Annotated in this window: 17 protein-coding genes; 6 read left to right on the forward strand and 11 right to left on the reverse strand. The window is 50.9% G+C overall.

Annotated elements, in window-relative coordinates; translation table 11 throughout:
• Positions 1–28 precede the first annotated feature (28 nt).
• From yjfF to ytfQ, 4 genes are all read right to left on the reverse strand, one after another.
• Entirely contained in the window at positions 29–1,024 is a 996-nt protein-coding gene (gene yjfF, locus AACU19_RS13525; RefSeq protein ID WP_105279033.1) for a galactofuranose ABC transporter, permease protein YjfF, read from the reverse strand.
• Positions 1,011–2,033: a galactofuranose ABC transporter, ATP-binding protein YtfT gene (ytfT, locus tag AACU19_RS13530; protein ID WP_123057663.1), complete on the reverse strand. Its 1,023-nt coding sequence runs from the start codon at positions 2,031–2,033 to the stop codon at positions 1,011–1,013. The genes yjfF and ytfT overlap by 14 nt, the downstream gene beginning before the upstream one ends.
• 13 nt (positions 2,034–2,046) lie before the next feature.
• Entirely contained in the window at positions 2,047–3,549 is a 1,503-nt protein-coding gene (gene ytfR / locus AACU19_RS13535; protein WP_105279034.1) for a galactofuranose ABC transporter, ATP-binding protein YtfR, read from the reverse strand.
• Between the two features lie 132 nt (positions 3,550–3,681).
• Positions 3,682–4,638 (reverse strand): galactofuranose ABC transporter substrate-binding protein YtfQ, encoded by a 957-nt coding sequence (ytfQ, locus tag AACU19_RS13540; protein WP_000265933.1) that lies wholly within the window; start codon positions 4,636–4,638, stop codon positions 3,682–3,684.
• 309 nt (positions 4,639–4,947) lie between these two features.
• On the opposite strand from ytfQ, the gene ppa reads away from it, so the two are divergent.
• Entirely contained in the window at positions 4,948–5,478 is a 531-nt protein-coding gene (gene ppa, locus AACU19_RS13545) for an inorganic diphosphatase (RefSeq protein WP_000055075.1), read from the forward strand.
• Between the two features lie 378 nt (positions 5,479–5,856).
• Here the strand turns inward: ppa and AACU19_RS13550 are convergent, their stop codons facing one another.
• The 3 genes from AACU19_RS13550 to tamA are packed head-to-tail and all read right to left on the reverse strand — an operon-like array spanning position 5,857 to position 11,707.
• Positions 5,857–6,198 (reverse strand): gamma-glutamylcyclotransferase family protein, encoded by a 342-nt coding sequence (locus AACU19_RS13550; RefSeq protein ID WP_001219160.1) that lies wholly within the window; start codon positions 6,196–6,198, stop codon positions 5,857–5,859.
• Between the two features lie 2 nt (positions 6,199–6,200).
• Entirely contained in the window at positions 6,201–9,977 is a 3,777-nt protein-coding gene (gene tamB, locus AACU19_RS13555) for an autotransporter assembly complex protein TamB (RefSeq protein WP_105279035.1), read from the reverse strand.
• Positions 9,974–11,707, reverse strand: a complete 1,734-nt coding sequence (gene tamA, locus AACU19_RS13560; RefSeq protein WP_105279036.1) for an autotransporter assembly complex protein TamA — start codon at positions 11,705–11,707, stop codon at positions 9,974–9,976. The genes tamB and tamA overlap by 4 nt, the downstream gene beginning before the upstream one ends.
• Positions 11,708–11,912: 205 nt before the next feature.
• Between tamA and msrA the strand changes: the two genes are divergently transcribed.
• Entirely contained in the window at positions 11,913–12,551 is a 639-nt protein-coding gene (gene msrA / locus AACU19_RS13565) for a peptide-methionine (S)-S-oxide reductase MsrA (protein ID WP_024212012.1), read from the forward strand.
• Positions 12,552–12,873: 322 nt separating this feature from the next.
• The gene (locus AACU19_RS13570) at positions 12,874–14,217 is read left to right on the forward strand and encodes a hemolysin family protein (RefSeq protein ID WP_000934983.1); all 1,344 of its coding nucleotides are present in this window, start codon (positions 12,874–12,876) and stop codon (positions 14,215–14,217) included.
• A gap of 62 nt (positions 14,218–14,279) precedes the next feature.
• Here AACU19_RS13570 and AACU19_RS13575 read toward each other — a convergent pair whose 3' ends face one another.
• Positions 14,280–14,486, reverse strand: coding sequence for a DUF1107 domain-containing protein (locus tag AACU19_RS13575; protein ID WP_000689228.1), 207 nt, complete (start codon positions 14,484–14,486; stop codon positions 14,280–14,282).
• A 325-nt stretch (positions 14,487–14,811) separates the two neighbouring features.
• On the opposite strand from AACU19_RS13575, the gene AACU19_RS13580 reads away from it, so the two are divergent.
• Entirely contained in the window at positions 14,812–15,366 is a 555-nt protein-coding gene (locus tag AACU19_RS13580; RefSeq protein ID WP_000175278.1) for a YtfJ family protein, read from the forward strand.
• A 99-nt stretch (positions 15,367–15,465) separates the two neighbouring features.
• Here the strand turns inward: AACU19_RS13580 and AACU19_RS13585 are convergent, their stop codons facing one another.
• Positions 15,466–16,389, reverse strand: a complete 924-nt coding sequence (locus tag AACU19_RS13585) for a hypothetical protein (RefSeq protein WP_105279037.1) — start codon at positions 16,387–16,389, stop codon at positions 15,466–15,468.
• A gap of 212 nt (positions 16,390–16,601) precedes the next feature.
• Entirely contained in the window at positions 16,602–17,342 is a 741-nt protein-coding gene (cysQ, locus tag AACU19_RS13590) for a 3'(2'),5'-bisphosphate nucleotidase CysQ (protein ID WP_000886904.1), read from the reverse strand.
• Positions 17,343–17,531: 189 nt separating this feature from the next.
• On the opposite strand from cysQ, the gene cpdB reads away from it, so the two are divergent.
• Entirely contained in the window at positions 17,532–19,475 is a 1,944-nt protein-coding gene (gene cpdB, locus AACU19_RS13595; protein WP_105279038.1) for a 2',3'-cyclic-nucleotide 2'-phosphodiesterase, read from the forward strand.
• Between the two features lie 123 nt (positions 19,476–19,598).
• On the opposite strand, the gene AACU19_RS13600 is transcribed toward cpdB, so the two are convergent.
• The gene (locus AACU19_RS13600; protein WP_000075979.1) at positions 19,599–19,979 is read right to left on the reverse strand and encodes a winged helix-turn-helix transcriptional regulator; all 381 of its coding nucleotides are present in this window, start codon (positions 19,977–19,979) and stop codon (positions 19,599–19,601) included.
• An 87-nt stretch (positions 19,980–20,066) separates the two neighbouring features.
• Here AACU19_RS13600 and qorB point away from each other — a divergent pair, with 87 nt between their 5' ends.
• A complete protein-coding gene (qorB, locus tag AACU19_RS13605; protein WP_105279039.1) occupies positions 20,067–20,927 on the forward strand; it encodes an NAD(P)H:quinone oxidoreductase in 861 nt (286 codons plus the stop codon).
• Positions 20,928–21,020 lie beyond the last annotated feature (93 nt).

The following is a 21,020-nucleotide window of genomic DNA, read 5'->3' on the forward strand; positions in this document are numbered from 1 at the left end:
CTGCGCCTCTCCATACGGAGAGGCGTTTTTATCGCTGCGGAATATTGACTCTTGTCACTGGCGAACTCTGGCGATTCTCCCACAGCACCGTTAATCCACGCTGTAAGGCAATAAAAATGAACAGCAAAATGCCGATGGCGATTTTCGTCCACCAGGAGCTTAGCGTGCCATCAAAGTTGATATAAGTCTGAATGAGCCCCTGAATCGCCACGCCAAAAAGCGTTCCCAGCACCGTTCCTACCCCACCACTTAACAACGTACCGCCAATCACTACTGAGGCGATAGCGTCCAGTTCCACACCTACGCCCGCCAGCGCATATCCGGCCTGGGTATAAATCGAGAAGACTATCCCCGCCAGTGTTGCCAGCCCGGTGGAGAGCATATAAATGCGAATAGTGGTGCTGCGAGTGGAAACCCCCATCAGGTTCGCCGACGTTGCGTTGCCGCCAATGGCGTATACCTGATTACCAAAACGGGTACGATGCGCGAGGAATATGCCGATAACCACCACCGCAAGCATCAGCAGCCCCATCGCACTTAAGCGACCGCCGCCAGGGATTTTCCATGCAAGGCTTGAGAGCGTGTCATAAACAGGATGATTTATCGGGATCGACTCTTCCGAAACGAGATAGCTGACGCCACGCAAAAAGAACATTCCTGCCAGAGTAATGATAAACGCCGGGATCTTCAGGGCGTCGATCAAAAGCCCCATAAATGCGCCAAAGGCACAGCCCATCACCAGCACCAGTGGAAACGCCAGCAGCGGCGAGAGGCCGAAATCGCCAATCACTTTTGCCAGAAACACGCCGGTAAAGGCGATCACCGAACCGACGGAGAGATCGATCCCTCCGGAGAGGATCACAAAGGTCATGCCGACGGCAATAATCCCCAGAAAGGCGTTATCGGTCAGGATATTGCAGATCACTCTTGTGGAAGCAAAACCGGGGAACTGCGTCAGGCAGTAGAGATAGCCCAACACAAAGACGCCGATGGTGATCATCAGTGGCAAGTTACGTTTTATCACGGCTACGCACTCCTTTAATCAGACTGATAAAGCGTTGCGACTGAACAATCAGCACGCAAAGCACCACCACCGCTTTCACCACCTGGTTCATCTCCGGCGGAAAGCCAGAAAGCAAGATCCCGGTGTTCATCCCCTGAATAATCAGCGCCCCTACCACTGAGAGCAGCAGGTTAAAGCGCCCGCCCATCAGCGATCCACCGCCAATCACCACCGCAAGAATGGCGTCCAGTTCCAGCCATAACCCGGCGTTATTGGCATCGGCACCGCGAATATCCGCCGCCACGATAATGCCCGCAATCGCCGCACATAGCCCGCTCAACACGTAGGTGAGCATGACGATGATCCGCGTGTTGACTCCGGCATTTTTTGCCGCCCGAATGTTGATACCAACAGCTTCGATAAACATCCCCAGTGCCGTTTTGCGGGTCAACAGCCAGAAGAGGAGAAGCGTCAGTACCGCAATAATGACTGGTGTTGGCAGGAACACCAGCGATCCGCTGCCAAACCATGAGAGATCCGGCGAGTTAAACGTGACGATCTGTCCGGAGGTGATCAGTTGCGCCACGCCGCGCCCGGCGACCATCAGGATCAGGGTGGCAACAAACGGCTGAATTTTGAGGATCGCTACCAGTATGCCGTTCCACAATCCCGCCAGGATGCCAGTGCCCAGGGTGCTTAACAAAACAATCGGCAGGCTGAATCCCGCGACCGTCATCGCAGCTGTTGTGGCTCCGGCGATAGCCATCACCGCCCCCACGGAGAGATCAATCCCACCGGTGGCGATCACCAGCGTCATACCAATCGCCAGTAGCGCAACGGGGGCGGCGCGATTAAGAATGTCGATAGGACTACCGAACAAACGCCCATCCTGAAGCACCACCTGCCAGAAATGCGGGGCCACTAGGCTATCGACCAGCAACACCAGCAATAGCGCCGCCAGCTGCGGCATTCCTGTTGGCCAGCGAAAGCGCCTTTTCGGCGGCGTAGTGTCAGGGAGAGATTGAGGCATCACACTGTTCTCCTTACGCCGCAATGGCGTTCATGATCGCCGGAACGGAAAGCTCTGCCAGCGGGATCTCCGCCACCTGTTTGCGATCGCGCATGATAATCACCCGATCGGCATAGCCCACCAGCTCTTCCAGTTCAGAGGAGATCACCAGCAGCGCCAGACCATCAGCGCACAGCGTTTCAATCAGGCGGATGATCTCGGCATGCGCACCAACGTCAATGCCGCGCGTTGGCTCATCGAGGATCAGAAATTGCGGTCGGGTCAGTAGCCAACGTGAAAGCAACACTTTTTGCTGATTGCCGCCGGAGAGAAATTCAATCGGTTGTTCAGTGGAAGGTGTGCGAATGCCAAGCTGGCGGATAAAGCGTTCGGCAATCTCTTGCTGTTCTTTGCGGGAAATCGGTCGTAGCCAGCCGCGCTGGGCCTGGAGAGCGAGGATGATATTTTCCCGCACCGAGGCGGCGGCGATGATGCCATCGGTTTTCCTGTCTTCCGGGCAGAAGCCGATACCCAGTACCGAAGCCTGATGTGGCGATCGCAGGGTTTGCTGTTTGCCTTTGATCAACGCCGTGCCGCTGTCAGCAGGTTTGATCCCGAAGATCACTTCGGCGGTTTCGGTACGTCCTGATCCCAGCAAGCCTGCCAGGCCAACGATCTCGCCGGGGCGTACTTCGAGATCAAACGGTGCGATCGTTCCTTTTTTGCCGTAATTTTTGAACGCGGCAACGGGTTTGTCGCTTAACAATGTTCGTCCGGCACGCTGTAGCGCGTGGGTGTCCAGCTCGCGCCCCAGCATCATTTTTACCAGTTCGATCTGCGGTAGCTCGCGGGTTTCCCGACAGCCTACGAAACTGCCGTTGCGTAAGACGGTGATCCGATCGCTGACCTGATAGACCTGATCGAGAAAGTGAGTAACGAAGATCAGGCTGACGCCGCGATCACGCAACTGACACATCAGGCCAAACAGTAACTCTACTTCCTGAGTGTCGAGGCTGGCGGTAGGTTCATCGAGGATCAGCACTTTGGCGGAGAGATCAATGGCCCGACAAATGGCGACGATTTGCTGCATCGCCACCGAAAAGCGGTTGAGCGGTTCCCGCACGTCGAGGGAGAAACCGTAAGATGCCATCAGTTCGGTGGCGCGCTTTTCCATCTCTTTACGGCGTAGAAGGCCGAAACGTTTGGGTTCGCGACCTATGAATAGATTATCAGCAACCGACATATTGGGTAGCAGGTTGACTTCCTGATAGACGGTGCCGATGCCGAGTTGTTGTGCGTGGGCGGTATTTTTCGGTGAGATAGTCTGGCCTTCCAGCCAGATGGTGCCACGATCGGCGTGGTAGACACCGGTTAATGCTTTGATTAGCGTTGATTTTCCCGCCCCGTTTTCACCGAGCAGCGCCATGATTTCACCACGGCGCAGGCTGAAATCAACGTTGTCTAACGCTTTGACGCCGGGGAAAAATTTACTTAATCCTTCGGTGCGGAGGATTTCCTGGTGTTGGTTAGTATTCATAGTTTCCCCCGTTGTAAAGCGTGCGCCAGATAAGACACAACAGCGTCGCATCAGGCATCTCGCACAACCGCCGGATGCGGCGTGAATGCCTTATCCGGCGGCCCACAAGTCGGCATCAGGTATTGATGTCCCTCAATACCCCATGTTTTTCTTCTTCTCTAACTCTTCTTTTGCAGTATCAGGCAGGTAAAGGGTGGACTTGGTCAGGGTCAGCTTTTCAGGCATGGTGCCGTCTTTTTTATATTTCTCCAGCGCATCAAAAGCGGGGCCTGCCATGTTCGGCGTCAGTTCAACGCTGGCGTTCGCTTCGCCATCAATCATCGCTTTGTAGATGTCCGGCACGCCGTCGATAGAGCCTGTCAGGATATCTTTGCCCGGTTTCAGGCCCGCTTCTTTAATTGCCTGAATTGCACCAATCACCATGTCATCGTTATGGGCGTAAACCATGCAGATGTTTTTGCCGTTGTTTTCCGCTTTGATAAAGCTCTCCATCACTTCTTTGCCTTTGCTGCGGGTGAAGTCACCTGACTGCGAGCGGATAATTTTGATATTTGGCGCATTCTTAATGGCTTCGGCAAAGCCTTTCTTACGGTCAATGGCGACGCTGGCCCCAACGGTGCCCTGCAACTCCACCACGTTGCATGGTTTGCCATTCACTTCTTTTACCAGCCAGTCACCGATCAATTTGCCTTCGAGGATGTTGTCGGCAGTGACGGTGGTCATATAGAGAGATTTGTCTTTCACATCGATGGAACGGTCAAGCAAGAAGACCGGGATTTCGGCATCTTTCGCCTCTTTTAATACCGGTTCCCAACCCGTCGCTACCACCGGAGCGATAAAGATCGCATCCACCCCTTGTGCAACGAAGGAACGTACCGCTTTAATCTGGTTTTCCTGCTTTTGCTGACCATCGGCAATTTTCAACGTGATACCGCGTTTTTCGGCCTCACTTTTCGCCACGTTGGTTTCAGCGGCACGCCAGCCGGATTCCGATCCGACCTGCGAAAATCCTACGGTTAATGGAGCAGCCAACGCCATAGACGACATGGCTGCCGAGACTGCAGAGACTACAAGTAAGCGTTTCCACATAGGGTTGTCCTCGTCGGGGTAATTATTATTGGTGAAAAGATGTTCGCGAAAAAACTATAGACAATTCGTTATGTAACGGATTGCGTTACATCACACTTCAAAAAAGTAAATAAAACGTTAATCACAAGTTTGTAATCGCTTTCATCTCACTATGAAAAATGCGGCTACGGTTATGGATTTTCCTGCTCTTTAAACCACCTTAAAACTGGCTAAAAAGGAAAATGAAGACGAAAACAAGCGAAGACATTCGGCGCGAGTTGGCTATAATACTCGGCACTTGTTTGCCACATATTTTTAAAGGAAACAGACATGAGCTTACTCAACGTCCCTGCGGGTAAAGATCTGCCGGAAGACATCTACGTTGTTATTGAGATCCCGGCTAACGCAGATCCGATCAAATACGAAATCGACAAAGAGAGCGGCGCACTGTTCGTTGACCGCTTCATGTCCACCGCGATGTTCTATCCGTGCAACTACGGTTACATCAACCACACCCTGTCTCTGGACGGTGACCCGGTTGACGTACTGGTCCCGACTCCGTACCCGCTGCAGCCGGGTTCTGTGATCCGTTGCCGTCCGGTTGGCGTTCTGAAAATGACCGACGAAGCCGGTGAAGATGCGAAACTGGTTGCGGTTCCGCACAGCAAGCTGAGCAAAGAATACGATCACATTAAAGACGTTAACGATCTGCCTGAACTGCTGAAAGCACAGATCGCTCACTTCTTCGAGCACTACAAAGACCTCGAAAAAGGCAAGTGGGTGAAAGTTGAAGGCTGGGAAAACGCAGAAGCCGCTAAAGCTGAAATCGTTGCCTCCTTCGAGCGCGCCAAGAATAAATAAGTTCTTCTAGTGCCATAACCCTGAACGCCGGGCTTCGGTTAGTAAGGGTTTTTTATGCCCGCAATATATAAACTCTCTATTCCACCATCATTATTCTCAGCGATTGCAAGGCTTGAACGGTAAGAACAAACTAAATTCGACCACCATTTTGCTGTTCATAGCCGCTTGCTGGAAATTAGCCGACCTCACTCATTCTCACCGTTCAAAGCGTGCACCCGTTTTACCCCTGCATAATTGTGAACGCCAGCAGAGTTTTTTATGCGTTTACGGATATGGAAAGCGGCTCGGAGAGAAAAGCTAAAGATGGGGAAGTTACAAAAAAAATCGCGAGATACATCGCATAAAACAACGCCACCCGAAGGTGGCGTGCTTTTATTATTACTTATCCCTGTCTAACCAGTCGCCGCTTTCAATTAGCTTTAATCCATCGACGGGTCGTTGATAAACGTACATCCATGCACTCCCGTACGGCGTCTGAATCAACTGGCGCGCGTATTCACCGCCCCTGGTGCGCAAGGCATCAAGTTCGGCCAGCGTGGCGTTGTCAATACGATAAACTTCACCGTGTACTGTTCCGTTCCCCGGAACTGCGCCTGGATAGTGGCCCAGGCTATACAACTGGTAGTTATCGATACTGAAATCGCCCAGTAACTGGGCATTGGTCATCCAGTGACTGTTGCCTTGTTTGTGGCGTAAACTGCCGTAGACAAATATTCGCATTGCTAAAACTCGAACTGATAGAGCAAATCCAGTGCCTGGTCTACACCAGACACGGCTTCCAGATATAGCTTAGGCATCAGGCGATAACGTAACGTGAGTGTTGCTATTGAGTCAAATATACCCACGCCGTATTTCACTTGCAGACCTGGCAATACATAGCCGCTGACCACCACCTGGGAGGAGTCGCCTACTCCCTCTGTGTCGAGCGCTAAATTGCTTACGCCAAACGTCTCGCCGATTTTACCCACAATCTGACCACTTTGTGCAACCCCCAGACCAATCAGCATTGAGGTCATCGCCGCACTGTCACTCTGATCGCTCTCCAACCCTTGTCCACGTAGCAGGTAGGAAAGCGCGGCCTGTTGCGACATGGCCGGGTCAGAGAAGATCTCCGCTTTCGGTTCGTCCGCCAGACCAGTAACGCGAACTCCGGCGATTACGTCGTCTTCTGTAGCATCCGGGTTACGAATAGCTTCGATATTAAGATACGGTTGATCCGGCGGACCAGAGAACAGTAACTCACCCTTACGCACAATCAGATCCTGACCATAGGCATGGAAGCGCCCTTCAGGGATGTTGATCTGCCCGTTCAGGCCCAGCCCTTGTTTATCCTGTACGACGTTAAGATCGCCCGTCAGCCGCGCTTTCAGGCCAAAGGCGTCAATGCGCACATTGTTGCCAACGTGGACAATCAGGTTGCTGTTAATCGGAATCGACGCCGTTTTCGGCTCTTCCGGTTGCAGGTTATCGTTAAGCATCACCACATCGCTGGAGACGCCCACCGCGCTTTCCGGCAGATCGTGCACTACGATGCGCGCCCACGGGACATCCACGCGACCATCAAGGGTAAACAGGTTTGGTGTAGCCTCGAATACAACATCTGGGGATACATCCATTCGTACCATCGGCGGCACGGTGATCCGTACCTTACTGCCTTTCGCGGTTACCCTCGCCCGCCAGTTTTCAATCTGGCTCCAGTCGGCGTCACCACTCAGGTAGATTTCTCCCTGTTGGGTCCGCACAGTACCGGCAAGCGTCGAGCGCATACCGTTAAAATTAACCGCAAGCTGGCTCGGCTGCATATCAAACGGCATAAAGTTGCCGTCGATATCCACACCCGTAACCTGGAGCTGACCAAACAACTGCGGGCTTTGCACATCACCACCCAGACGTAAGTTAGCACTCACCATCCCCGCTGCTTTTTCCCCACGGGTAAAGATGGGGTTTATCATCGCAAGGTTGAAGTTACGGATATTAACGTTGCCACCAAGATTACGGCGGCCTTGCGGATCGGTCACCTGCACCTGACCATCAAACTGGCCGTTATTGGTCAGGCGGATGGTCCAGCCCAGTTCGGCACGGTTGTTACGCAACTCCGCTGTCAGATTCAGCGTCTGAAACGCCACGGGCAGCGCCGCATCGTTGACGGTTTGCGTTACCTGCACGTTACGCCCCGAAAGGGTGATACTCCCCTGTGGCAGCCCTTCTTTCGTGGTGTCCCATGCGACATCCGCTTTACCCGTGAAGATACCGCTGGCCTGAGTGGTTTCTGGCATAAACGGTTTCAGCATGGCCAGGTCGAAGCGGTTGAGATTCACCACCGCACGCCCTTCAGCCCCGGCATCAATGGTTTGCGGCACGCACAGTTCTGCATTCGGGTTAAGCCAGCAGTGTGGCCCGATGCTGATTTTTTGCTCCTGATTGCGGTAGTCCAGCGCAATATCACGGGTCAGCGTCCACGGACCGACTGGTGTCTGGAAGCGGGTATTGCTAAGTGTTCCCTTCCAGCGTTCTTCTTTGCGATCAAAACTGCCTGCCAGATTAAGCTGCCCGGAAACCGGTTCGCCCTGAATCCGCAACTGTAACTCATGCTGCTTTTCACTACCTTTCGCATTCAGGGTGACGAGGTTGATATTCACATCCGGCTGCGAGATTTGCTCAACGCGCACGTCGAGTTTACCCGCAATCTGGTCGGTGGATTTGATATCACCTTCTACGCGAACCTGCGCCACGGAAAGTTCCTGCCAGCGCAGACCGCGCGCGGTGATATCTGCCAGTAGTTGTGGCGCTTCCACCGTGCCGCGTACTTTCACCAACCCTTTCGCTGTACCACCCAGTCCTGGTAGCGCATTATCCAGCCCCGGCGCGTTGATGGAGGCATCAAGATTGAGATCTTTTACCCCCAGTTCACCTTTCACTTCGGCACTGTTTGGCCCCAGTTCCAGATGCAACCCAGGGATTGTCCACTGCATGTAACTGTTGCCTTTCAGCGTGCCGTCAACGTTCACTTTGTTCTGTTTGACGTTACCGGTCAGCTTCAACTCCGGCACGTCCATCTGCCAGGTGCCGCCATACAGACTACCGCGCGTTTTAATCAAACCATTGAGTTTCGACGGCCACTCAGGGAACTCTTTCGCGGTGTTAATGCCATTAAGTGTTAACTCACCGCGCCAGCTAATTGCCTGCTGCCAGTCGAGTAGCGCCTTGAGTTCAGTTTTCCCTTCCAGCGCCGCGACGGTGAGTTTGTCGAGATTGACCTGCTGTTCATTGCCTTTGGCATCAAGGGTAATGGTCGCGGGCGGGATCTCCTGCCCCTTCACTACCGTACGCATAGAGATCGTGTAATCGGTCATTTTACCGGTGAGTTTCAATTTCAGATCATCCGCCTGATACTGTTTCTCACCAGTGAACGGCCAGTAAAGCTGTTTGCTGTTCACTTCCACGTTGAGTGGCAATCCGGCTTCTGCCAGTCGCGTCTGGGCGCGTAAATCCATATCCACCGGACCGGAAAGGTTAACGCCTATCTCCAGCTGTTCGCGCAGTGCGCCGCCCACTTTCAGCTTCACCTTTTCACCTTTCAACGGCTCCACGTTCAGTGTGCTGTTGAGGGTGATATCCACCGGCCAGTTGTCTGATAGCTGCGCCGTGCCGCTGGCGTTGACGATCCCTTGACTGGAGTCGATATCCAGGGCGTCCAGTTTGGTATTGCCGTCAATGCTGCTCACTTTCAGCAGCATGGTGCGCACGGTGATGTCCGTGTCGCCCGTCACGCGCAGCTGCTCGCCCTTAAACTCTTCAATATTCAGGTTGAGCGGCAAATGCACGTCGGTCATTTCCGGCAATACCGGGCGAGAAAAGAGATCTTTCAGCGTTTCGCCGAGCGGTTTTTCATCCGGCTGCGGATTTTCAATCTTCGGTTCGACCACTTCTTCCTGCGCCACTTCCGCCACTTTCGGCAAAGCAATCAACAGGCCTTTCAGCGACGTCGGTTTCAGGATCAGGGTTTTCTCCTGCCAGTTCAGGCCGGAGGTGAAGTCCATCACCGATACCGTGGTGTCATCAATCTTGATGTTGACGTTATCCAGCGCCACCCGCGTCAGGGTGATGGGATACGGCGTGGAGAGATCCAGCGGCCCACTGTCTTCTTCTTCAACCTGTTCAGAAGGGGGCATTTTTTTACTGTCGACGTTGACCTGAATGTCTTTCAGCGCCAGGTCATTAATACAAACGCTACTGTTCCACAGGCACTCAAGCCCGACCGCCAGATGGAGATTGCCCGCTTTTACCGCCACGCCTGGCTGCTCATAACGAACATCAGACAAGGTGAGATCGCGCCAGCCGCCGCTGACCTTGCCAATATCCAGCCCCGGCACCCAGCGATCTGCCGCTTTAAATACCAGATGCAGGCCGCTGGTGGTGCCCACCAGAAACGCCACCGATCCCAGCAACAGTAAGATAACGATAACCACGCCGAGGCTGATTTTTTTCCATAAACTCATAATTCTGGCCCCAGACCGATGTAAAACTGTAACCCGTGTTCGTCTTTATCCGCGACCGGTACGGCAAAATCGAGTTTGATTGGCCCGACTGGCGATTCCCAGCGCACGCCAACCCCGGTGCCAGTTTTAAAGTTACTACGACGGATATCGCTCACCGCTTCGCCGCTATCGACAAACACCGCGCCCCACCATTTTCCGGTGACGTTGTACTGGTACTCCAGCGAGCCGGTTATCAACTTCGAGGCCCCTTTCAGGTCGCCGTCCGGGTATTTCGGGGCGATAGATTTGTATTTATAGCCACGAATACTGCGGTCGCCCCCGGCGAAGAAACGCAGATCCGGCGGTACTTTGTCGAAGTCACCCGTTTCAATCCAGCCCAACGTACCGCGCGTAACAAAACGATGGCGATCGTACAGTGTACGGATCCAGACGTTTTGCGCCTGGAAAACGGAGAAATCGACATCTGAGCCCCAGGCCGTGTTGGAGTAGTCGATAGAGTAGCGTTGCGAGTCGCCCCAGGTTGGCATCAGGCCACCACGAGAACGCGTGCGGCTAATCATCACCCCCGGATAAAACAGCATCGTGGTGTTGGTAATTTCACCCTGGGTAAAGTGGTCGAGACTCCAGCGCAGGTTAATGGCACGCTGCCAGCCGCTGGAAAGATCCCAGTAGCGAGAAGCCACCAGCGTCGTGGAGTCAGACTCGGTATCGTTCAGGTCAGTGCGCTTAAAACCGCCCTGCACCAAATAATATTGTTCCAGCGGGTTCTTCAGCAGCGGCATTTTATAGCTGAAGTCGAGGATCTGTTCCGGCGCGGAAATACTGGTACTGGTGGTCAAACTGTGACCGTATGAGTTCATCCACGGCTTTTTCCACGTCGCTTTCACGCGCGGTCCCACGTCCGTAGAGTAACCGACACCGGTTTCGATGGTGTTTTCTGTGCGCGGCGAAACCACGCCCGTCAACGGTAATACTTTCGTTTCGCGCGCTTTATCAAATTGTGGTGCCACCACCACCGAGTTAAACCAGCCGGTAGCAGAAAGTCGGCGGTTCAGTTCCGCGAGATCTTTCGACTCGTACTCATCGCCCTCTTTAAACGGCACCAGATTTTGCAAGTATTCATCGCGGATTTGTGATCCTTCAAAGGTCACATGCCCAAAGCGATAACGTTCGCCACTGTTATAATCAATATCCCAGAAGGCTTTATGCAGGCCAAGCGCAATGCCCAGCTGCGCTTTGGTAAATTCGCTATCGAAATAACCTTTACGCAACGCAATGCTGGTTAAGGACTTTTTGAAATTTTCATAATCGCCCTGGTTCAGCACAGTGCCAATCGCCGGGCGAGTATCGAGCAATTTCAAATAGTCTTTATCGGTCCGCGCGCCGCCGCGCAATACCACATCGGTGCCGCCAATTAACACCGGCACGCCTGGCGTGACTTTGGCGATCAATACCTGCCGCCCTTTCTTTGGCGGTGGACGGAGATCAAATTCAATGGTCGGCTGGTAATAACCCAGCGCTTTCAGACCTTCGCGGATGGCATCATCGACGCGTGCGCGAAAGCGACGGTCTGGCGTCACTTCATCACTTTCAATTGTTGAAAGCTGTGCACGAACGTTCTTTTCCAGTTGTCCCGATAACCCTTCGACCTGTAGACGGACGTTCGCGGCGACGGCAGATCCGCTTAAGCAGAGTAAGCTTACACAGCATAACTGTCGGATATAGCGCACATTTTCTCCTGAATATCCTTTATTCCTGCCCCTGGAACGCCGTTAAACGGCTTAACAAAAATCCAGTAATATGGATTAAAAAGCAGACTAAACCCCAAATATTTCTTATGTTTTACTTTAGACCTATTCACGGTGGTTATTGTGTGCAAATACGTCTCTTGTTACAACCTTAACCCCAATGACCGATTTTCGGGAGAGCGACACCATGAGTTTATTTGATAAAAAGCATCTGGTTTCCCCCGCCGATGCCCTGCCTGGACGTAACACCCCGATGCCCGTAGCCACGCTGCATGCGGTCAATGGTCACTCAATGACCAATGTACCTGACGGAATGGAGATTGCCATTTTTGCGATGGGTTGTTTCTGGGGTGTGGAGCGTCTGTTCTGGCAGTTACCCGGCGTTTACAGCACCGCCGCAGGTTACACCGGCGGATATACGCCAAACCCCACTTATCGGGAAGTGTGCTCCGGTGATACTGGTCATGCCGAAGCGGTGCGCATTGTTTACGATCCTTCCGTCATCAGCTATGAGCAGTTGCTACAAGTATTTTGGGAGAATCACGATCCCGCCCAGGGAATGCGTCAGGGCAATGACCACGGCACGCAGTATCGTTCAGCGATTTATCCGCTGACCCCAGAACAGGATGCCGCCGCTCGTGCCAGTCTGAAGCGTTTTCAGGCGGCGATGCTTGCCGCCGATGACGATCGTCACATCACCACGGAAATCGCTAACGCCTCACCATTTTATTATGCCGAAGATGACCACCAGCAATATCTGCATAAAAACCCATATGGTTACTGTGGAATTGGCGGAATTGGCGTCTGTCTGCCGCCGGAAGCATAGCGTTACGGTTACAAACTCAGATTGTTGATAAAGTGAGCTTTGTTTATGCCGGATGCGGCGTAAACGCCTTGCCAGGCCTACAAAACCCTCAAAATTCAATGCATTGCAGAGACTTCGTAGGCCTGAACAGCATAGCGCATCAGGCAGTTTTGCATTTATCAGTCGTCTGAATTTTAACCCTCTGGCGACTTTACAGTACCTTACGCTATACTAGCCACTGAAAATGCCGGTTCACTTTCTTCGAATCGGCTTTCAATGTGTATTTCACACAAATTAATCAACTTCCCCTTCCGAGGATCTGGCCTGAAAGGTCGGATAAGATATGTTAAACAGTATTTTTGTCATACTCTGCTTGATCGCTGTAAGTGCGTTCTTCTCGATGTCCGAGATCTCACTTGCCGCTTCACGCAAAATCAAACTAAAACTGCTGGCTGATGAAGGCAATATAAATGCCCAACGCGTTCTGAATATGCAAGAAAATCCTGGCATGTTCTTTACCGTGGTACAAATCGGTCTTAACGCAGTGGCGATTCTCGGCGGTATTGTCGGTGATGCGGCGTTTTCTCCAGCTTTTCACAGCCTGTTCTCCCGCTATATGTCGGCGGAACTCTCTGAGCAACTGAGCTTTATTCTCTCTTTCTCGTTAGTAACTGGCATGTTTATCCTGTTTGCGGATTTAACTCCGAAACGCATCGGTATGATTGCGCCAGAAGCGGTGGCTTTGCGTATCATCAACCCGATGCGCTTCTGCCTGTACGTTTGCACCCCGTTGGTGTGGTTCTTCAACGGCCTGGCGAACATGATCTTCCGTATCTTTAAACTGCCAATGGTACGTAAAGATGACATCACTTCTGATGACATCTATGCAGTTGTGGAAGCAGGTGCACTGGCGGGCGTGTTACGTAAACAGGAACACGAGCTGATAGAAAACGTCTTTGAGCTGGAATCCCGTACCGTTCCGTCGTCAATGACACCGCGTGAAAACGTGATTTGGTTTGATCTCCACGAAGATGAGCAAAGTCTGAAGAATAAGGTGGCGGAACATCCGCACTCGAAATTTCTCGTCTGTAATGAAGATATTGACCACATCATCGGCTATGTCGATTCTAAAGACCTGCTGAACCGCGTGCTGGCTAACCAAAGCCTGGCACTGAACAGCGGCGTACAAATTCGCAACACACTGATTGTGCCGGATACATTAACCCTTTCAGAGGCATTGGAAAGTTTTAAAACTGCAGGTGAAGACTTCGCGGTGATCATGAACGAGTACGCGCTGGTCGTTGGGATCATCACCCTCAACGACGTAATGACCACACTAATGGGCGATCTGGTCGGTCAGGGACTGGAAGAGCAGATTGTCGCCCGTGATGAGAACTCATGGTTGATTGATGGCGGCACCCCGATTGACGACGTAATGCGTGTGCTGGATATTGATGAGTTCCCGCAGTCAGGCAACTACGAAACCATCGGCGGCTTTATGATGTTTATGCTGCGTAAAATCCCGAAACGCACCGACTCGGTGAAATTCGCCGGCTACAAATTTGAAGTGGTGGATATCGATAACTACCGCATCGACCAGTTGCTGGTAACGCGGATCGACAGCAAGGCCACCGCCCTTTCGCCCAAACTGCCTGACGTTAAAGATAAAGAAGAAAACGTCGCGTAACCCCAAGAAACATCAACGGCTCCTGAATCAGGAGCCGTCTTATTTACTGCATAGCACTTTGGTTAAGCCATCTCTGTTTGCAGACGCATAACCTGACGGTTAACTTCGGACATCACTGACAAATGCAGCTTATCCTTCACTTTTGGGATAAGAATCTTACCCTTATCAAATTCAAAAGCGCCAACGTCCTTGATGTATAACCGTCCACGGAACAGGATCTTTACGTACTTCGCCACCTGCAGTGGGTTGTACCGTTGGAAAATTTTCATTGTTATCTCCTGCTGAGTATTACGCCTTTGCGGTGCCACAATCGGCCCAACTATTATGAGGCGCAAATTTTAATGCTTAGTGACTATAGACTATCCGGGTAATGTTTCCACCGCGTATAACTTTTTTTACCTAAAGGTTACAATTATTCAGAATTATCTTTTTACCGAAGCGCGGTCTTCAGTATAAGCATTCATTTTTCATATGATTTGTGCGCTTGACCGCAAACTGGCATCACACTTGCGGGAAATTCGATAAATAGCACATATGATTAAAAGTCAGACCCCAAGTGGTCGGATCACCTGCATATCATAAGAAGGATACACCATGACCCTACGTAAGATTCTGGCACTCACCTGCCTGCTGTTGCCGATGATGGCTTCCGCACATCAGTTTGAAACCGGTCAACGAGTGCCACCGATAGGCATTACCGATCGGGGCGAGTTGGTGCTTGATAAAGATCAGTTTAGCTACAAAACCTGGAACAGCGCGCAGTTAGTGGGAAAAGTGCGAGTACTGCAACATATTGCTGGTCGCACCTCTGCAAAAGAGAAAAACGCGACGCTGATTGAAGCGATTAAATCAGCAAAGTTACCGCACGATCGTTACCAGACCACCACCATTGTGAACACCGACGACGCGATTCCGGGTTCTGGCATGTTTGTGCGCAGCAGTCTGGAGAGTAATAAAAAGCTTTATCCCTGGTCGCAGTTTATTGTCGATAGCAATGGCATCGCGCGCGGTGCCTGGCAGCTAGATGAAGAAAGTTCCGCTGTAGCGGTGCTGGATAAAGACGGTCGAGTGCAATGGGCCAAAGACGGTGCGCTCACTCAGGAAGAGGTGCAGCAAGTGATGAACCTGCTGCAAAAGTTGCTCAAATAATGTTAATAACATAAATTCTGGAAAATAAATTTCCCCTATCGATATATATGGGATAGGGGAATTAAGTCTCTGAGTTTTTACGCCGAACTCATACTAGTATCAATAACCCTTATTCGCGTTTAACGGTTTTACCTCTTTTTTAAACGCTTCAATGGTAGATTTATATTTCTTGTGAATCTTTTCTGCGGTATAATTACCGTTTGCGGCCAGATTTGCACTTACAATCGCTTCCACTTGCTCGGTTATTTCCACTTGTTGGTAACCTGCATTAACCAGAAAATTATAAATAAGAGAGTAATCTTCACCCTGCAAAAAAATATAAGAGCCAGTTCGAAGTTCCTCATCCCCTCCATAGATTTTAAGAGCAAAGCCCAAAGATTCTATGACCATGGCATAATTTCTATTATTTATTTCCTCGCAAAAATACCATCCTTCACATTCTTTAATGCTACCTTCTGGCCCTTCAAGTTCAAATTTACCCCGTTTTAATTTGCTTACTACATTCTCCAAATAAGCAGAATCGTAAGATAAGTTACCCGCCGCCTTCCGAAAATAACCGTTAATCCTTTCAGGTATGTCAGACTGTTTTTTCTGCAAAATATCATAGGCATACAATCTTCTATTTTGTGCTAGTGGAAATTCACGGTTTTTAAAGTCTATAAATGAGTTATACTCATTTATTGTTATAGGGATTTCTTCGTATTCAAATCCAGTGCCTCGCAATGTCATTGTATATTCGGCACCGTTATCTTTAAGGCGGAAGCTGATAAGAAAATTATCCATGGAGTGAACGGTTTCATCTTTTAATGAAAGCACCTGATAACTATTTTTATCGATCTGTGTTGCTCTAAGAAAGAACTCCCTTAAAATTAACAGACTATCATAATTCGAAATCCAATCCCTTTTCTTAAATGCATGCTGAATATTATTAAAGAAATTATTTGAATGTATTTTTGTATGCGATGACTTTACAAATAACTCCACTGCACCAAAAAAATTATTGTGTCTGATCTTGGGTAACATATGACAACCTTATTATATTTGGTTATTCTATGTCGCCATTAAATATCTTGTTAAAGAAATAAACTATCAAAAAACGCTCATTATTAAAACATAACTTATTAGCGTTGGAATATTTACACTTTAAATACAATCCCTTTATATCTATAATTTTTTAGGTTGGGAGCAAATCAGGATGGCAGAATCAGGAAATACACTGTTTCTGCCATCTGTATTTAATAAATAGACACTCTGAACCCAGGATTCAGGAACGATTCGCGCGGGGTGTAATCCAGCGGTTTACCCTGCCAGTCGTGAACATGTGCTCCGGCAGCGGCAGCCACGGCATGACCGGCGGCGGTGTCCCAAATATTGGTTGGCCCGAAACGCGGGTAAAGCTGCGCCTGCCCTTCCGCCACCAGGCAGAATTTCAGCGAAGAGCCGATAGACGTGGTTTGATGTTCGCCAAGCTGTTGCAGATACTCTTTCAGCTCCGCATCCGCATGGGAACGGCTGATCACCACCAGCGGCGGGCGCGCATCGCGGACCTGAATCTGCTTGCGTACACCGCACTCTTCTTTCCAGGCTTTGCCGTCTGCCGCGCTGTACATTACGTTCATTACCGGCGCATACACCACACCTAAAATCGGTTTGCCGTGGTCGATGAGCGCAATATTAACGGTGAATTCACCATTACGTTTAATAAACTCTTTAGTACCATCCAGCGGGTCTACCAGCCAGTAACGCTGCCAGTGTTGACGGACTTCCCAACCGGGAGGATCTTCTTCAGAAAGGACCGGAATATCCGGTGTCAGCGTACGTAAACCGTCCATGATAACGGTGTGTGCGGCAATATCCGCTGCCGTTACCGGAGAATTGTCCGCTTTGCTGACGACGTCCATCGGTTTCGTCCCGTCGTAGACCTGCATAATGGCATCGCCTGCATTCCGTGCAAGCTGGCATACTTGATCTAACATTTCTCCACCTCGTCTCTGTGAGCGGTGTTAACTTGTTGTTTTACTTATACCCTATCGTTAAAGAATGCGCCAACTGTGATAGTGTCATCATTTTCAAAGCGTTAAGTTGTGGCATTCTTCACTGTTCTAAAAGTAAGAGGTTTATTCTCCCTTTTCTTTCGAATTCCCGATGATAAAAGGATGTCCCTGATGATTAAGTTTAGCGCAACGCTCCTGGCCACGCTGATTGCCGCCAGTGTGAATGCAGCGACGGTCGATCTGCGTATCATGGAAACCACTGATTTGCATAGCAACATGATGGATTTCGATTATTACAAAGACACCGCCACGGAAAAATTCGGACTGGTACGTACGGCAAGCCTGATTAACGATGCCCGCAATGAAGTGAAAAACAGCGTACTGGTCGATAATGGCGATTTGATTCAGGGGAGTCCGCTGGCCGATTACATGTCGGCGAAAGGCTTAAAAGCAGGTGATATTCACCCTGTCTATAAAGCATTAAATACGCTGGACTATACCGTCGGCACGCTTGGCAACCACGAGTTTAACTACGGTTTGGATTACCTGAAAAATGCACTGGCAGGAGCGAAATTCCCTTATGTAAACGCCAACGTCATTGACGCTAAAACCAAACAGCCCATGTTTACACCGTATTTGATTAAAGACACCGAAGTGATCGATAAAGACGGAAAAAAACAGACGCTGAAGATTGGCTATATTGGCGTCGTACCGCCGCAGATTATGGGATGGGATAAAGCTAATTTATCTGGCAAAGTCACCGTTAACGATATAACGGAAACTGTGCGCAAGTACGTACCTGAAATGCGCGAGAAAGGTGCCGATCTCGTTGTCGTTTTGGCGCATTCTGGTCTGTCTGCCGATCCGTATAAAGTGATGGCAGAAAACTCAGTTTATTATCTCAGTGAAATTCCGGGCGTTGACGCCATTATGTTTGGCCATGCTCACGCCGTCTTCCCGAGTAAAGATTTTGCGAATATCAAAGGGGCTGATATCGCCAAAGGCACGCTGAACGGCGTTCCGGCGGTAATGCCGGGCATGTGGGGCGATCATCTCGGCGTGGTCGATCTGCAACTCAATAATGACAGCGGAAAATGGCAGGTGACGCAGGCGAAAGCGGAAGCACGGCCAATTTACGATATCGCCAATAAAAAATCCCTCGCGGCGGAAGACAGCAAGTTGGTAGAAACACTTAAGGCCGATCACGAGGCCACACGCCAGTTTGTCAGCAAACCAATCGGTAAATCTGCCGACAATATGTATAGCTATTTGGCGCTGGTGCAGGACGATCCGACCGTGCAGGTGGTGAATAATGCACAAAAAGCGTATGTCGAACATTACATTCAGGGCGATCCCGATCTTGCAAAACTGCCGGTGCTTTCAGCTGCCGCACCGTTTAAAGTCGGTGGTCGCAAAAATGATCCGGCAAGCTATGTGGAGGTGGAAAAAGGCCAATTAACCTTCCGTAACGCCGCCGATCTTTACCTCTATCCCAATACGCTGATTGTGGTGAAAGCCAGCGGTAAAGAGGTGAAAGAGTGGCTGGAATGCTCCGCCGGACAGTTTAACCAGATTGATCCCAACAGCACGAAACCACAGTCACTGATCAACTGGGATGGTTTCCGCACCTATAACTTTGACGTCATTGATGGTGTGAATTATCAGATTGATGTTACTCAGCCCGCTCGCTATGACGGCGAGTGCCAGGTGGTTAATGCCAATGCGGAAAGGATTAAGAACCTGACCTTTAACGGCAAGCCGATTGATCCGAACGCGATGTTCCTCGTTGCCACCAATAACTATCGCGCTTACGGCGGCAAATTTGCAGGTACGGGCGATAGCCATATCGCTTTTGCTTCACCGGATGAGAACCGCTCGGTGCTGGCAGCGTGGGTTGCAGATGAGTCGAAGCGTGCGGGGGAAATTCACCCGGCGGCAGATAACAACTGGCGTTTAGCACCGATTCCCGGCGATAAGAAACTGGATATCCGTTTCGAAACCTCTCCGTCAGATAAAGCCGCAGCGTTTATTAAAGAGAAAGGACAATATCCGATGAAGAAAGTCGCGACCGATGATATCGGCTTTGCGATTTATCAGGTGGATTTGAGTAAGTAAAACACTTCTTTTTCGACCTACAAATCATCAACCGCATCCGGCATTTATTGGCGGATGCGATGCTGTCGCATCTTATCCGCCCTACAAGTCATGCACCGTAGGTCGGATAAGCGCATCCGGCTGTTATTCTGCACGTTCATCCCGCACTGCCAACACCTCAGGCAAATTCAACTCAATCCAGTCCGCCAGTGCAGCAACCTTTTCGCTCACCTGCTCGCCCAGCGGCGTGAGGCTGTATTCCACATGCGGCGGCACCACCGGATACGCGATACGGTTAAGAAAACCATCCTGCTCTAGCGCCTGTAACGACTGCGCAAGCATCTTTTCACTCACCCCACCCATCTTGCGGCGCAGGTCGCTAAAACGGTGCGTACCTTCGCGAAGCGCGACCAGAATCAATACCCCCCAACGGCTGGTGACGTGTTTCAACACCTCGCGCGACGGGCACTGTTCGGCGAAGAGGTTACCCTCTTTCAGTTGTTGCGACAGGCTAGCCTGGCTCATTCATACTTACCTTTTTGTACGTACTTACTAAAAGTAAGTTTAGGTGGTAGCGTATTTAAACACAAGACAAACCGATGGAGGCTTCCCATGATCGCAATTACCGGCGCAACCGGCCAACTTGGTCACCATGTTATTAACTCCTTACTGAAAACCGTTCCTGCCAGCCAAATAGTGGCTATCGCACGTAACCCGGCAAAAGCGCAGGCATTGAGCGCGCAAGGCATTACTGTACGTCAGGCTGAATACGGCGATGAGGCCGCACTGACATCTGCGCTTCAGGGAGTGGAAAAACTGCTGCTGATCTCTTCCAGCGAAGTGGGTCAACGTGCCACGCAGCATCGAAATGTTATTAATGCCGCTAAGGCGGCGGGCGTGAAATTTATCGCTTATACCAGCCTGCTACATGCTGATACCTCCCCGCTCGGCCTCGCCGATGAGCACATCGAGACGGAGAAAATGCTGGCTGCTTCTGGCATCGCTTACACCTTGCTGCGCAACGGCTGGTACACCGAAAACTATCTCGCCAGCGCCCCGGCAGCACTGGAGCACGGCGTATTTATCGGTGCCGCGGGCGATGGCAAAATTGCCTCAGCTACGCGAGCTGATTATGCGGTAGCTGCGGCGCGCGTAATTAGCGAAGCAGGTCACGAAGGCAAGGTTTATGAACTGGCAGGTGATAGCGCCTGGACACTGACACAGTTAGCGGCGGAACTCACCAAACAGAGCGGCAAACAGGTTACCTATCAAAACCTGAGCGAAGCCGATTTCGCCGCGGCGTTGAAAAGCGTCGGTCTGCCTGACGGGCTGGCGGATATGCTGGCAGATTCTGACGTTGGCGCATCGAAAGGCGGCCTGTTTGATGACAGCAAAACGCTTAGCAAATTGATTGGCCGCCCAACGACAACATTAGCCGAGAGCGTAAGCCATCTTTTTAATGTTAATAACTAGTTAATTAAAGTGGCATCCTCCCGCATCCTCTCTGATAATGACGGGATGCCGGGAGCAATCATGTCTGCTTCCTGAACTTTCTTCTGACAGACC

The sequence above is a fragment of the Escherichia sp. MOD1-EC4550 genome (assembly GCF_963876935.1).
Classification (GTDB): Bacteria; Pseudomonadota; Gammaproteobacteria; order Enterobacterales; family Enterobacteriaceae; genus Escherichia; species Escherichia coli_F.

Excerpts from the sequence above, each read along its gene's own strand:
- tamB (WP_105279035.1), bottom strand. The coding sequence starts at position 9,977 with ATGAGTTTATGGAAAAAAATCAGCCTCGGCGTGGTTATCGTTATCTTA.
- ytfQ (WP_000265933.1), bottom strand. The coding sequence starts at position 4,638 with ATGTGGAAACGCTTACTTGTAGTCTCTGCAGTCTCGGCAGCCATGTCG.
- qorB (WP_105279039.1), top strand. The coding sequence starts at position 20,067 with ATGATCGCAATTACCGGCGCAACCGGCCAACTTGGTCACCATGTTATT.
- AACU19_RS13585 (WP_105279037.1), bottom strand. The coding sequence starts at position 16,389 with ATGTTACCCAAGATCAGACACAATAATTTTTTTGGTGCAGTGGAGTTA.
- AACU19_RS13550 (WP_001219160.1), bottom strand. The coding sequence starts at position 6,198 with ATGCGAATATTTGTCTACGGCAGTTTACGCCACAAACAAGGCAACAGT.
- cysQ (WP_000886904.1), bottom strand. The coding sequence starts at position 17,342 with ATGTTAGATCAAGTATGCCAGCTTGCACGGAATGCAGGCGATGCCATT.
- cpdB (WP_105279038.1), top strand. The coding sequence starts at position 17,532 with ATGATTAAGTTTAGCGCAACGCTCCTGGCCACGCTGATTGCCGCCAGT.
- msrA (WP_024212012.1), top strand. The coding sequence starts at position 11,913 with ATGAGTTTATTTGATAAAAAGCATCTGGTTTCCCCCGCCGATGCCCTG.
- AACU19_RS13570 (WP_000934983.1), top strand. The coding sequence starts at position 12,874 with ATGTTAAACAGTATTTTTGTCATACTCTGCTTGATCGCTGTAAGTGCG.
- ytfR (WP_105279034.1), bottom strand. The coding sequence starts at position 3,549 with ATGAATACTAACCAACACCAGGAAATCCTCCGCACCGAAGGATTAAGT.
- ppa (WP_000055075.1), top strand. The coding sequence starts at position 4,948 with ATGAGCTTACTCAACGTCCCTGCGGGTAAAGATCTGCCGGAAGACATC.
- ytfT (WP_123057663.1), bottom strand. The coding sequence starts at position 2,033 with ATGCCTCAATCTCTCCCTGACACTACGCCGCCGAAAAGGCGCTTTCGC.
- AACU19_RS13580 (WP_000175278.1), top strand. The coding sequence starts at position 14,812 with ATGACCCTACGTAAGATTCTGGCACTCACCTGCCTGCTGTTGCCGATG.
- AACU19_RS13575 (WP_000689228.1), bottom strand. The coding sequence starts at position 14,486 with ATGAAAATTTTCCAACGGTACAACCCACTGCAGGTGGCGAAGTACGTA.
- AACU19_RS13600 (WP_000075979.1), bottom strand. The coding sequence starts at position 19,979 with ATGAGCCAGGCTAGCCTGTCGCAACAACTGAAAGAGGGTAACCTCTTC.